We start from the raw sequence: 14598 nt of genomic DNA, 5'->3' as shown, positions 1-14598 counted from the left end.
CGTTTTCCTTGCCCAAATTTTCCCTCAATAGAATTCCGAACTTCCTCATCTTTTAGAGCTTGCTTCTTTTGTTCTGGACTGATATGAGCTGGAGGTCTTCCTAATGGTGGACCCCTGATTCTAATGCCTCTTTCTTTACACCAGGCTCGGTTTTCTCTTGTCCGATAAATTTTATCAACATGAACCGATTCTGGGTAAGAGCCGGTGAAGTCCCGATAGGCTTCTACTTGAGCTTTGAAGTTCCCCGATTCGTTAAAATTATTCCAACTGATCAGATCTAAAATTGCATATCCCTCAAAGCAGCTTGCCGAGAGCTTAGCTCCAAACTCTACGGGTTTTCCGGCTTTCCCCCTGACAATAGGACGAATGTGGGGTTGGCTTAAACTTACAATTCTGTCTTCAATACTGTGTTTGTTATTTTTGAATAACCACAACTGTTGTCGATAGACTTCGGATACAACGAGCAAGGTTTTATATTGCCTTTTACTGAGATTCTTTAGGGATGCTCCTAACTCGATTAGCTGTGCAATGTGGGATAGGTTTCTTTTAAGATACTGAAGCTGTTTTTTAATCGCTTTTCTTTTCTGTTTCCGGGTAGGTTGTCGTTTTTTTGCAACTCCTAAGTAGTCTTTTCGAGCAATCTTACGGTAGGTTCTGGGTTTGGGCTTGATTTTCTCTTTGAGCGCTTCATAGAGGACATCTATGATTTTTTCCGTGTAAACTCTTGCTTGGTTTAAGAGTTTTAAGTCCGTCGGATAACTAATATCAGCTGGGGCGCAGGTGGCATCCAGGATTAATTTCCCTTGATTTTTCGGCGGCTCGCTCTCTTCTTCTTGATTTTTTTTTTCGCCATCGGAGCGAACGGCTTCCCGCAATCTCCTCACCACTTCTCGATTTACTTGATTAACTAGCTCAGCGCTGATTCTTTGTCTGAAGTGAACCAGCGATCGCACTTACCTTTCCATCTGGTGCAATCTTCACCACGCTGTTGTAGATGTGAGTTGTGCCATAAAGATTACCGACGCGATCAAAGGCAAAATCATCAATATTGACTTGACTAACAAATATCTCCGGTTCCCCAGGTTGACGGTTAGCCTGAATTGGAATGCGGACAATATGCTGTGTTTCAAGTTCGTCTAGCTCAGACATCGAACTTGCAGAACTTGCGACAACTCTCGCTAGCTTGACTGAAATTCTGGGCACCTAGCTGACTTCTCATCTCACAAGCTGTGTCAATGCCTTATCTCGTGCGATCGCGTTTGGTCTTGGAACCAGAACACACCCTTTTACGTCTACAGCGAAAAAAATAACCTTTAAACTTAGCATTTATTTGCTAAAAATACATCTTATCTTTACAACATTTTGAGCAAATTCTCCTGATCCAAGGCACTAGCACAAGAAGATTGGTTAGTAAAAGAACTGAGAACTCTGATTGAGTCGTGCAGAAATAATTTACCTGTTTAGGGGGACGCGGCAACGTGGAGAGTTCTTTTTTTCTTCCCATCGTTAACCGTCTGTTGAAATTGGTAACTTATTTTCTTGCGATTCCTCTCACGTCCTCAGGCGCTATGAAGTTGCAGGAAAAGGATGAGTAAACAATTATTGAGTGTGGTCATGACCTTACCTATGGTGATTGTCGGGGTAGGTCTACATTTCGCCAATATTCCGCTCAACAATTTAGTAAATCTTCAATTTACTAGACAAAGTGCGGGAATGTCTCAGGTTACACTCGATAGTCATGCATCTCCACCAATTCTCCAGGCAGCCAGGGATGAACAAAACAAGGAGTGTCAGCTACTAGGTATCTGTGATGATACCAGTGGCTAAGATGTGATTACTGATGGGGCATCTTTCGTTTCTGCATGAAGCTTTTTGAGGTGTTGGTGTCTCCTCTGGCTGGCTACAACAGCTAGACGAGAGTGAGTAACATCTGCCATCGAAAAGTCACATGCAATTAACCGAAGTAAAGAAGGAAGATGACTTCTTATGGGACTCGATCTACCAAGATTTTATAAAGCGTGTAATCCTAGTAAGCCTCTCACCGTTGGTGAGCAGGAAGATCGGCAGTACTATATTGATTTTTCTTCGGTTAGAGGAAGTAAAATCATTGAATCACTCAAGCGGACAATTACGCTCATTTCACCGGATGAGCCGACTTGTCAGCTATTTACAGGACATATAGGCTGTGGGAAATCTACTGAGTTGCTCAGGCTGAAAACCGAGTTAGAGCAACAGGGATTTCATGTCGTTTATTTTGAGTCTTCTCAAGACTTAGACATGGCTGACGTTGATATTACAGATATTTTACTCAGCGTTGCGGGTCAAGTTAGTGAAAGTCTCGAAGCGATAAAAATCAAGCTCAAACCGGGTTATTTTGCCAATCTTTTTACCGAAATTGCTGATTTTTTGCAAACGCCAATCGATTTGGAAGCGCAAGCAGAACTATCGGTGGGAATTGGTAAAATTACCGCCAAAACAAAGGAAAGTCCAAAGCTTCGCCGTCGGTTGCGGGAGTACCTGGAGCCTCGCACAGGTGGGATTTTGGAATCGATTAATGAAGAACTCCTCGCACGGGCAACTGCTGAACTGAAACGACGAGGGTTTGCTGGATTAGTCGTGATTGTCGATAACCTGGATCGGGTTGATGTACGCCCTCTTCCTTCGGGGCGATCGCAACCCGAATACCTGTTTATTGACCGGGGTGAACAGTTACGAAAACTCAATTGTCATGTCGTCTATACGATTCCCCTAGCATTAATTTTCTCGAATGATTGTGAAACGCTCAAAAATCGCTTGGGTGGTGGACTAACTCCCAAAGTTTTACCAATGGTGCCAGTCCGGCAACGGGATGGTGAGGAGTTTCAGCAAGGGATGAATCTACTGCGGCAGATGGTGTTGGTGCGGGCTTTCCCCAACGCGCCAATCAACCAACAGCCAGAGTTGATTACACAGGTTTTCGATCATCCAGAAACCTTAAATCGCCTCTGCCGTGTCAGTGGGGGTCATGTGCGGAACTTGTTAGGGCTACTATTTGATTGCCTGAGACAAGAAAGCCCACCTATCCCTCGTGAGTGCTTAGAAAGCGTGATTCGTGAACGCCGGGATTACCTGACTTCATCAATTACCGATGATGAATGGGAGTTGCTGTTTCAGGTCGTGCAGCATCAAACTGTAAGAGGGGACACGCAATACCAAACCTTGCTACGAAGCATGATTGTTTTTGAATACCGCGACCATCAGGGGTCTTGGTTTGGGATTAATCCGGCTTTAGAAGAGGCGCAAAAATTTCAATCATGGTTGAAACACAGCGATCCGAAGACGTTGCCGTATACAACGAACGATCTTTAAGGGCGCTTGATAGGGCGATCGCACTTTCACTAGGGGAATTTTCTCTAGTGTTAGTGCGCTGTAATTATAAACGTCTACGCGATCGCATGGTGCGTCGTTTGCGGGAACTTGCGGAAAACCGATACACCATTCGCGAGTTGACGCTACCAGAGTCTGTCACAACCCTCTACACCACCATTCAAACCTACGGGCATGGTATGTGCCCGGATAATGAACCTTGTCCCGCCTTGTTCGTCTTAGGCATAGAGTCTGTCGTTGCGCTTGATGATTTACTGACATCCAGCAATCAAGTGCGCGATGAGTTTCGCAAACGGCTACCTTTCCCCTTGGTGTTGTGGGTAAATGACGAGGTACTTGCCTCGATAGTGCGGTTTGCGCCTGACTTTGCGAGTTGGGCGGCAACACCAATTCGCTTTGAAATCGCGACAACTGAGTTAATTGATTTCCTCCGGCAAAAGGCAGACTCGCTGTTCAATACCGTCCTCGGTGCTGGAAGTGGGAGATACGCCCCTTGGCGGGTTTGTACCCACCATTCCACCCTCAATTTGGCAACGGGTTGCCGTTCTCGCTTAGAACTCGATTCCGCACTTAGGGATTTACAAAGCCGTCAACACATCATCAATCCTCAACTCGAAGCCAGTCTACAATTTGTCTTCGGGCAATATGACTATGCCAGTGACTTCATTGATTCTGCTTTTGCTCATTACCAACAAAGCTTAAGATTTTGGCGAGCGAGTAACAATCTAGAGCGGCAAGGAGTTTTGCTGTTCTACATGGGGTTGTGTCATTGTCGCTTTGCTGACTTGCATCGATCACAACGACGTCGCAATTTAGAGGAAGCCTGGCCATATCTCTTGCAATGCGTTGATGTCTTTACTCAGGCAGGACGCCAAGATTTGGTGGCTCAGTTTATCTCTCAACTTGCTGAGGTACTGCAACGATTAGAAGCGTGGGATGCTTTGCAAATCCTCTGTCAAAAGGCTGTCACCTTACATCAACTCTACGGCTCTAAGGTACAACTGGCTCAAGATTACGGCTTTTTAGCAGAGGTGGCGCTGTCCTACGCAAGATGGGAAAACGCCCAAGAGCAAGCGGAACTTGCGCTTGAAATTTTAGGGGAGGTTTCCAGTAAGCCGATTGAGCATCAAGGCTTACACCGATTTTTATTAGCGCAGTTATATCAATTATTTTTGGTGAAATCGCAGCGACAGCTCGATCAATCCTCAGAGGCGCTGCAACATCTAGAAATAGCAAGCACGGAACTACAAAATGCGATCGCGAATAGTGATCATCGCTACGAACCAGAGCGTTACCTTCACCTATTAGAAGAGTTGCGTACCCTTTACTTTGAGCAAGGACGGTACTTAGAGGCATTCCGGCTTAAGCAAGAACAACGCTCAGTAGAGCAGTTGTATGGCTTTCGAGCGTTCATTGGGGCAGCCCGCCTACAACCCCAGCGCCCTGTTACAAACCCAACCTTAGCACCCGTTGAGCAGCAAGAAATTGTCGCGCAGGAAATTGCTGCCTCCGGGCGTCAGCAGGATATTAACCGTTTAATTGAACGGATGAGTCGGGCTGACCACAAACTAACGGTAATTCACGGACATTCCGGTGTTGGTAAAAGTTCAATTGTTTCAGCAGGATTAGTGCCTGCGCTGAAGCATCGTTCACTTGGCGATCGCATTGCTTTACCCCTCGTCCTGCAAGTTTACACCGATTGGGTTAGAGAACTTGGCAAAGGTTTAGGTCAAGCGTTAGATGATTATGGTTTGAGAGAAGGCGAAGAACCCATCAAGCTTAGCTTCAACGCCAGTCAAGACAACCCAGAAAAGATTCAAAACCTTCTAGAGCAGTTACGACACAATGCTGAGCGGAACTTATTAACTGTTTTGATTTTTGACCAGTTTGAAGAGTTTTTCTTCACGTCTACCAATCAATCAGAACGATTATTATTTTATGAATTCTTAAGAGATTGCCTCAATCTCTCCTTTGTAAAAGTTATCCTTTCTCTCCGAGAGGATTACCTACACTATCTACTAGAACTTGAACAATTTAACTTTGAAGTCATTGATAACAATATCCTTGACAAAAAAGTTCGTTACTCCTTGGGCAACTTTTCCTTAGAAGATGCCCGTTCAGTCATCCAAAGCTTAACCGAAAGGGCGCATTTCTACTTAGAAGAAGCGTTAATTGCTCAATTAGTACAAGATTTAGCAGGAGAACTGGGAACGGTTCGTCCGATTGAATTACAGGTAGTGGGAGCGCAACTGCAAGCGGAGAACATCACAACCTTAGCGCAATACAAGCAATCGGGGCCTAAGCAAAGACTGGTTGAGCGGTTCTTGGAAAAAGTTATTACCGACTGTGGTCCTGAAAATGAACATGCGGCTTGGCTAGTCTTATACTTACTTACGGATGAAAATGATAACCGTCCTCTGAAAACTCGTGCAGAGTTAGCAGTCGAATCAGCAATAGAATCCCAAAAATTAGATTTAATTTTAGAGATTTTAGAAAAATCAGGTTTAGTCTTTCTCTTGCCAGAAGTTCCGACCAACCGCTATCAATTGGTTCATGACTATCTGGTTGAATTTATTCGCCAGAAAGAGCAATTGAATATTCAGACAGAATTACAGGAACTACGCAAAAAAGACAAACAGAAGCAGGATGAAATTGAGCAACTCCGCGCCGAACTGCGGGAAAAAGAACTCCGTACAAAACTAGCGAAAGCGACAGAACAACAACGCAATACCGAAGATAAGCTCAATCAAGTTCTGACTCAAAGTCTCCGAAAAGCGCGTTTGGTTGGAGTCGCACTAGCAACATTGACAGTGATTGCTGGGGGACTGGGGTTGCGGAGCATGATTAGTGAAACGAATGCTCAATTGAGTGAAATGAGTGCATCCTCAGAAGTGCTAGTTTCTTCTAATCGAAAATTTGACGCACTGCTTAAAAGCTTAGCGGCAGGCAGAGAACTCAAACGTTCTTTCGTGGCGACACCGGAAACCCGGATGCGAGTCGTTACAGCATTGCAGCAAGCCGTTTATGGCGTGAGAGAACGCAATCGCCTGGAGGGACACGCGGATTGGGTAAGTAGCGTCAGTTTTAGTCCTAATGGTCGGTTCATCGCTTCGGCAAGTAAAGACCACACGATTAGAGTCTGGAAAGCGGATGGAACCTTGCTCAAAGCCCTATCCGCTCATAAAGATTGGGTCAACAGCGTCAGTTTTAGCCCGGATGGCAGGATGTTTGCGTCTGCCAGTCACGACAAAACCGTGAAACTGTGGAATGTTGAAGGCACTTTGATCAAAACCCTAACAGGGCATACAAAAAACGTTCATAGCGTTAGTTTCAGCCCGGATGGTCAGTTGCTTGCTAGTGCCAGTTGGGACAAAACCGTGAAATTGTGGAAGGCTGATGGTACTTTCCTCAAAACACTCAACGGACATAGCGATCGCGTTTTGGGCATCAGCTTCAGCCCGGATGGTCAGATGCTTGCCTCAGTCAGTAAGGATAAAACTATTGCCCTCTGGCGTCGGGATGGTACGTTCCTCAAAAGCTGGAAAGCCCATGATGATGCGGTAATGAGTGTAAATTTCAGCCCGGATGGGCAGACGCTTGCTTCTGCTAGTGCCGACAAAACAGTGAAACTTTGGCGTCGTAATGGGGAGAATGTCGAGACGCGGAATTTTGCAACCCTACGAGGACACATGAATTGGGTTCTCTCTGTTATCTTCAGCCCCGATGGTCAGCAAATTGCTTCTGCCAGTGCCGACAACACGATTAAACTCTGGACTCGTCAGGGCACGTTGATCGAAACTCTAAAAGGGCATGGAAATTTAGTTCAGAGTTTGAGTTTCAGCCCAGATAGTCATACTCTTGCCAGTGCGAGTGCTGACAATACGATTAAGTTGTGGTACCACGACAGTGAGCGGCTTAAAACCCTAAAAGAGCATAGTAAGCCAGTCAGTAGTGTAGTGTTCAGCCCTGATGGTAAGACCCTTGCTACAGCGAGTTGGGACAAAACCGTTAAACTTTGGCATCGAGATGGGGTGAATGTAGAAACGCGAAGTTTTGCTTCTCTCAAAGGGCATAGCGAGTCAGTCAGTAATATCAGTTTCAGCCCTAATGGTAAGACTATCGCTACAGCGAGTTGGGACAAAACCGTTAAACTTTGGAAACCGAATGGCACATTAGTTAGAACATTAAAGGGACATCGCGATCGCGTTACTAGTGTAAGTTTCTCACTCAATAGTCAGATGCTGGCTTCTGCCAGTGCTGACCACACGGTGAAACTCTGGAACACTAATGGTACTTTGCTAAAAACCTTAAACGGTCACGATGCTGAGGTTTGGGGCGTGACTTTTAGTTCAGATGGTGAGCTAATTGCGTCTGCCAGTGAAGACAAAACGGTGAAACTCTGGAATAGTAACGGCGAGTTGCTCACGACATTACCGGGTCATAATGGGGCGGTAACTTGGGTGAGTTTCTCACCGAATGGCAAGTGGATTGCTTCTGCCGGAAGTGACGGGATGGTAAAACTCTGGAGTCGGGAGGGCAAGTTTATCACTGCCTTGAAGGGGCATAATGGCGCAGTGAATTGGGTGAGTTTTAGTCCAGATAACAAGTTGATTGCCTCTGCTAGTCAAGACCAAACGGTTAAGCTCTGGAATCGGAATGGTAGTTTGATTACGACGCTACAGGGTCACAAGGAGGCTGTATTTGCAGTAAATTTTAGCCCCGACGCTAATGGTAAGTTGCTAGCCTCTGCGAGTAAAGATGCAACCGTAATGTTATGGAATTTGGATTTGGATGATCTGATCGGGCGCGGTTGTAGTTGGCTGGATGATTATTTCAATAATCGCGATCGCGAGAGTGATTCCCTGCGCGATCGCTTGGCTTCACGCAGTCCCTGCGAAGGGATTAGGATTCGGAGATATAGCAAGCAGCGGTCAGCTTTCAGCGGTCAGCTTTCAGCCAATAGCTCTGGCTAAGGGTCATAGCCTCCGTTGTGCCTTAATCTATACTTCGACTGCTATATTAAAGCAAAAAGGGCGACCCAGTAGGTCACCCTTTTGTATAGGCTTAGAACATCAGAAGAAGTCTCAAGTACGGTTATTCCTCTTCAGTCCCATCGTTCATAAAGTCGTCAAAAACCCCGTCTTCATCGTCATCTAGAACTGGCGAGAAGCTAGGCGTGACACCAAAAGCTGCCCGATCTTCCAAATTGTAAGCACGAGCTGTTCGGTCATCCAGCACCAGTGGGTCGTCTTGGTCTAGGTCGCTGGTATCAATGCGATCGCCATAACCATAGACTCCACTTGCTCCACTGGTATAATCAGGGTCAAGCGTCGCCAGTGTTGGGTCTTCGTAGGCATTGTAGCCAGTTCCGGCAGGAATCAAGCGTCCAATAATTACGTTCTCCTTCAGACCCCGCAGCCAGTCAGATTTCCCTTCAATAGCGGCTTCTGTGAGGACACGGGTTGTTTCCTGGAAGCTAGCCGCAGAGATAAAGCTATCGGTGTTGAGTGAGGCTTTGGTAATTCCCAGCAGCACTGGCGTATATTGTGCGGGGGCACCACCTGTGATTGCCATTGCTTCATTCACCGTCTCAATCTGCCGCAGTTCTACGAGTTCTCCTGGCAGCATCGTTGTATCGCCGCCGTCATCCACCCGTACTTTCGAGGTCATCTGCCGGACAATCACCTCAATGTGCTTGTCGGAAATATCAATCCCCTGAGATTGATACACAGACTGCACTTCATTGACTAGGAAGCGTTGTGCCTGTTGAAGTCCAACTAGTGCTGCCTCGTAGACTCCTTGTTGTTCCAGCATGTAATTGAAGAAAATCTCTAAAATCTCATGCGGGTTAGCGGGTCCATCGGTCAAAGCTTGTCCTGTCAGGACTTGCTGACTATCAGAAACGATCGCATTTTGTCCCGGTCCAATTGGGTAATCGGCAACAACACCATCTGACTCAATTACCTTGATGTCAACGGTTTCGTCTTCTTCGTAAACTACCTGAGTTTCACCGGGACGACGGGCGAGGACGCAAGCTTCCTTGGGTTTACGAGCCTCTAGGAGTTCCTCAATTCTCGGCAAACCTTGGATAATGTCCCCTGTCTTCGCTCGTTCAAAGACCAGCAACACCAGGTTGTCACCCCGTTGCACCAAGTCGCCATTATCAATCTGCAACACGGCACCAGCGGAAACTCGGTAAGGACGAGCCAGTCGCAACGTTACAGAATCATCGCTGACCTGTACTACCTGTCCGGATTCTGGAGACGGTGTTCCATCTGCCAGCAGGTCTGTCGCTACAACCAAGTGACCGACTTTAACCTTAGGTGCGGCGTTAGTCGGAACTGTGATGCGGTCTGCATCCCGTACAATCAGTACCCGGCGAATCGCTTCTGCACCCTCTCGAATGCCTCGGACTTCACCCGCTTCCTTACATTGGATCTCAGTTTTTGCCACCACATCTCCGGGTGCAATTTCATCCCCATCGGAAACAAGAAGCTGTGTTGAGGTGCTGCCACCTAATGGGTCAGCCGCTGTATCGCGACGAATTACTAAGGATTCGAGAATAACGAGCTGTAAGCGCATATCCTCAGAATCTTCAGCACTGACCAACTCAATGTCTGCGCTTAGCTGAGAGGAACCCGTATGTTCAAGTGCAGAAGACTCCTGAGTCATTTCTAACACCAACTGGGTGCGAAGCAACTCTAGCCCTTCTACAGACTTCACCCGCTCTCCATCTTTGTAAGGAAGCCGCTGAATTGCCCGAAGTTCAATCCCTGTCGCCCCACGAGTCGCTATTGCCTCAGCACTATCGTCTCCTGAGCCTCTACTGCTGTTAATTGAAGCTTGCGAGGGTACATCCGGTTCATCTGGCACCGCAAACTCGATCACTGGTCTCAAGATCAGCCCCATCCCTTCGGGGGTTTCTACCGCTTCCCCATAACGGAGTTCTGCGACCTCAAGTCCTGGTACCGCTTCTGTACCGGGATACACCAGTTGACCTTCTGTTGCAAAAGCGGCTGGAATTTCATCAACCAGATGCAGTGAACCTGGCTTGATGACAATTTCACGAAGAATGTCATTTTTCTGTACGACTTCCACAATACCTGCGGATTGACAGAAAATGTCTTTGACAACTTCGGTTCCGGCTTCTACATACTGACCATCTTCAACCAAGAGCAACGAGATATCTTTATTAACCTCGTGGCATTCTTCCGGAATCCACAGCAACGTGCCGCCTTTGACGACTTCGTAACCCTGCTTCGCCTTGCCGCGTTTAGCAACCTCTACCCCGGCATACTTAATGATGCCGCCCGTCTGGGTACGATACTGGTCATCAATGAGTTCGGCAACTACCTGATTATTCAGCACTTTTGTTCCTGGCGTCGCCTTGAGCAAAAAGCGCTGATTATTGGTGGTGTGGATGACATACTGTTCACGACCACCGCTACTTTCTACCCGCACCATCGCTTGGTCGAGCAGCACAGAGGCGGTGATGATGTCAATCTCCCGCCTGCCTGGGGTAAGGCGGACGACACCCCCATTAACGGTGACCAACTTAGTTTCTGCGAGTACGCTTCCTGGCTGCACAGCATCCCGGTTTTTGACCACGGGTTCTGCACCAGGGGGTAGGTTATAAACTTCTCCCGATAAAATCCAAAGTAAACCACCCCGTTGAGCAATCCGGGTTGTGTTGCCTTGTCGGTCGGTTTTTTCCTCTGGCACCAAGTCAGCAAACAGTACTTCTCCAGCCAAGTCGGAGGAAACGTCTTTCGCTGCTTTTTCGGTAGAGAGGCGAGATTTATCCAATGCCACTTCTGCCAATAGCTGAAGTGCCTTAACTTTTTCCCCATCTGAAACGAGTAGGATAGAACCCGGTGTAACCGGGAACGTTTTTGCCTTTTGGTTGCCACTGCTCGGTTCTAAAATGAGATCACCAGCGACTTCAACCTGCTCACGCTCTTCTCCGTGGCGGGTTCGTACCCCTCTGGTTCGTAGACGCTTCGAGAAGCGTACAGTGCCATCAATGGGTGCCTGCACCTGCCGTGCAACTTCACCAGTGAAGACACCACCCGTGTGGAATGTCCGCATGGTTAGCTGAGTTCCCGGTTCACCAATCGACTGAGCGGCAATAATGCCAACAGCTTCTCCCAAATCGACCATGTGCCCGTGAGCTAAGCTCCAACCGTAGCAATACTGACAGACTGACCGTGGGGCTTCACAAGTTAAGGGCGATCGCACGAATACTTCTGTGACTTCAGCTTTGCCAATTTCCCGTGCCAATTCGTCGGAGATATCCTGATTGCGATCGGCAATCATTTCTCCTGTTTTCGGGTGAACGACTTCTTTGGCTAGCACTCGACCTAAGAGACGGTCTTCGAGGGGAATCAAAACGCGATCGCCATCGGTCATCGGTTTAACCGTAACGCCCCGATTCGTACCGCAATCTATCTCCCGCACAATCACGTCCTGGGACACATCCACCAGACGCCGGGTTAAATAACCAGAGTCAGCCGTTCTGAGTGCTGTATCGACCAACCCTTTACGAGCGCCGTAGGACGAGATAATATATTCTGTTACCGTTAAGCCTTCTCGGAAGTTGGTCTTAATCGGCAAGTCAATAATTTCTCCTTGCGGGTTCGCCATCAAGCCCCGCATTCCCACTAACTGTCGTACCTGGGACATATTTCCTCTTGCCCCAGAGGTAGACATCATGTAGACCGAATTCAAGGGGTCAGTTGCCTGGAAGTTACGCACCACTTCATCTTTTAGCGCTTCAGAGGTACTATTCCAAGTATCAATTACCTTTTGAAAGCGCTCGACTTCTGTAATTTCACCTCGTGTATATCGGGCTTCGGTTGCTCGAATTTCCGCTTCAGCGGCTTCTAGCATCTCCCGTTTCACAGGCGGTACTTGCAAATCATCAACACTAATCGAGACACCCGCTTTAGTCGCGTAGCGGAAGCCCAAATCTTTAAGTTGGTCGGCAATCTGGGCACTACGAGCACTGCCATGTTTAGTAAAAGCCCAAGCGACTAGCTTTCTCAGTTGGCCTTTACCAACAACCCGGTTGTAAAAAACTGCGTCTTTTTGATCTACCATCTGCTTTAAAAATTACCAATAGGGTGATTGGGGAGCGAGAAATTGATGCTTGGGTAGTAACGAGTGGTTAAGGTTAGCGGATAAAACGTCTGCTTCCCAATCACATCCAACTCGCTACTAACCCTCTCATCAACTTTTTAGCTCGTCAGCGCATCTTGAATCGCTTTGTTGTAGACAATCCGACCGGGAGTTGTGAGGACGTATTGGGAGAGTAACTCTCCCTCAGCCGTTTCTCTGACTCGCCGTTCTCTGTAGACTTTCATGACAGTACCATCGCCCAGACGTTCAGTTGAGATGACCTCGTTATCTGGCTTTTCTGAATCTACGAGTCCGTCAAAGCGTACCCAGACATAAGCGTGCAAATCTACTTGCTTTTGCTCATAGGCTTTTACCGCATCGTCAAGGTTGGCAAAATAACGCTTCGTTTCTTTTGGATATACAGGGTTTTCGGCTGTCAGGTAATAGCATCCCAAAACCATATCCTGACTAGGGGTAACAATTGGCCGACCTGTTGCGGGTGACAGGATATTGTTGGATGCCAACATTAACAAGCGAGCTTCTGCCTGGGCTTCCAAAGAAAGAGGCACATGCACCGCCATCTGGTCACCGTCAAAGTCAGCGTTGAAGGCAGGGCAGACCAAGGGGTGTAGTTGAATCGCTCGACCTTCTACCAAAATTGGTTCAAACGCTTGAATACCCAAGCGGTGGAGCGTCGGCGCACGGTTAAGCATGACTGGGTGACCCGCAATCACTTCCTCCAGAACATCCCACACACTGGGATCGCCTCGCTGAATGAGTTTTTTGGCAGCTTTGATGTTATTGACCAAACCTTGGCGAATCAACCGATGGATGACAAAGGGCTGGAATAACTCGATCGCCATTTCGCGGGGCAAACCGCACTGGTGGATTTTGAGTTTAGGTCCAACGACGATGACGGAACGTCCAGAGTAGTCAACCCGTTTACCCAGTAGGTTTTGCCGGAAGCGGCCTTGTTTACCCTCAATGATGTCAGAGAGAGATTTGAGGGGTCGATTGTTGGCTCCAACAACCGTGCGTCCACGCCGTCCATTATCAATTAGGGCATCCACAGCTTCCTGGAGCATCCGCTTCTCGTTACGGACAATGATTTCTGGAGCTAGGATTTCCTGCAAGCGGGCAAGTCGGTTGTTACGGTTGATCACTCGCCGATAGAGGTCGTTGAGGTCTGATGTCGCAAAGCGACCACCATCTAGCTGCACCATTGGGCGCAAGTCGGGTGGGATGACTGGAATTACCGTCAGCACCATCCAATCCGTTTGAGAACCAGTAGCGATGAAGTTGTCAATCACCCGTAGGCGTTTGATCAGCTTTGCCCGCTTTTGACCTTTGGCGCTGGCAATTTCTTCTCTGAGCTTTTCGCCTTCGGCATCTAAATTAAGGTCTTGCAATAAGCGTTGTAGTGCCTCGGCTCCAATCCCTACCTCAACGTTGGTCAGTTGGGAATCTTCGCTATAGAGTTGTTCTTCAATTTCTAGCCACTGATCTTCGGTGAGTAGCTGTTTATAGCTCAAGTTCTCAGCGTTGCCGGGATTGAGAACAACATAGGCATTAAAGTAGACAATCTGTTCAACATCTCGCAGGGGCATATCCAGCAAAATGCTGAGGTAGCTGGGGATACCCTTGAGATACCAAACGTGAGCAACGGGTGCGGCTAGTTTGATGTAGCCCATCCGGTGCCGCCGCACGCGGGATTCGGTAACTTCTACACCACAACGTTCACAGACGATGCCGCGATGGCGTACCCGCTTGTATTTACCGCAATGACACTCCCAGTCTTTAGCCGGTCCAAAAATTCGCTCACAGAAAAGCCCATCCATTTCGGGCTTAAGCGTCCGATAGTTAATGGTTTCCGGTTTGGTGACTTCGCCTACTACTTGACCATTGGGGAGAGTTCTTTCTCCCCATTGACGGATGCGTTCTGGAGAAGCGATCGCAATTTTGACGTAGTCAAACCGCTGTTCTAGCTGATGTCTCATCAGTGTTTCGTTGTTTGTTTTTTGTTGTTTGTTTTTTGAAGAACTTGTTGGTTAGTCGTGAACGTTGTTAGTTGCACATCACCGTTGTTCCGGATAACAACTAACAACGAACAACCAA

Annotated in this window: 6 protein-coding genes and 1 pseudogene; 3 read left to right on the top strand and 4 right to left on the bottom strand. The window is 47.6% G+C overall.

Translation table 11 applies throughout. The features are described 5' to 3' along the window. A pseudogene (locus tag H6F98_RS07595) lies at positions 1 to 944 on the bottom strand (IS5 family transposase); the annotation flags it as partial. Beyond that, the gene (locus H6F98_RS07590; RefSeq protein WP_199348356.1) at positions 913 to 1149 is read right to left on the bottom strand and encodes a hypothetical protein; all 237 of its coding nucleotides are present in this window, start codon (positions 1147 to 1149) and stop codon (positions 913 to 915) included. The gene H6F98_RS07590 and the pseudogene H6F98_RS07595, both read right to left, overlap by 32 nt. Positions 1150 to 1587: 438 nt before the next feature. Here H6F98_RS07590 and H6F98_RS07585 point away from each other — a divergent pair, with 438 nt between their 5' ends. From H6F98_RS07585 to H6F98_RS07575, 3 genes are all read left to right on the top strand, one after another. Next, the gene (locus tag H6F98_RS07585) at positions 1588 to 1827 is read left to right on the top strand and encodes a hypothetical protein (RefSeq protein ID WP_192218067.1); all 240 of its coding nucleotides are present in this window, start codon (positions 1588 to 1590) and stop codon (positions 1825 to 1827) included. A gap of 159 nt (positions 1828 to 1986) precedes the next feature. After that, positions 1987 to 3348, top strand: coding sequence for a P-loop NTPase fold protein (locus H6F98_RS07580; protein ID WP_192218066.1), 1362 nt, complete (start codon positions 1987 to 1989; stop codon positions 3346 to 3348). Next, on the top strand, positions 3294 to 8339 hold the full coding sequence (locus tag H6F98_RS07575) for an AAA family ATPase (protein ID WP_192218065.1): 5046 nt from the start codon (positions 3294 to 3296) through the stop codon (positions 8337 to 8339). Before H6F98_RS07580 ends, H6F98_RS07575 begins: the two co-directional genes overlap by 55 nt. A 121-nt stretch (positions 8340 to 8460) precedes the next feature. On the opposite strand, the gene H6F98_RS07570 is transcribed toward H6F98_RS07575, so the two are convergent. Continuing rightward, positions 8461 to 12465 carry a DNA-directed RNA polymerase subunit beta' gene (locus H6F98_RS07570; RefSeq protein WP_192218064.1) on the bottom strand — a complete coding sequence of 1335 codons (4005 nt, stop codon included), beginning with the start codon at positions 12463 to 12465 and terminating at the stop codon, positions 8461 to 8463. A 137-nt stretch (positions 12466 to 12602) separates the two neighbouring features. Beyond that, entirely contained in the window at positions 12603 to 14480 is a 1878-nt protein-coding gene (locus tag H6F98_RS07565; protein WP_192218063.1) for a DNA-directed RNA polymerase subunit gamma, read from the bottom strand. Positions 14481 to 14598 lie beyond the last annotated feature (118 nt).

The sequence above is a fragment of the Microcoleus sp. FACHB-SPT15 genome, from assembly GCF_014849525.1.
Classification (GTDB): domain Bacteria; phylum Cyanobacteriota; class Cyanobacteriia; order Cyanobacteriales; family Coleofasciculaceae; genus Symplocastrum; species Symplocastrum torsivum.
The sequence above is the reverse complement of the archived record's forward strand: the minus strand, read 5'-3'. Positions and strand labels throughout refer to the sequence as shown.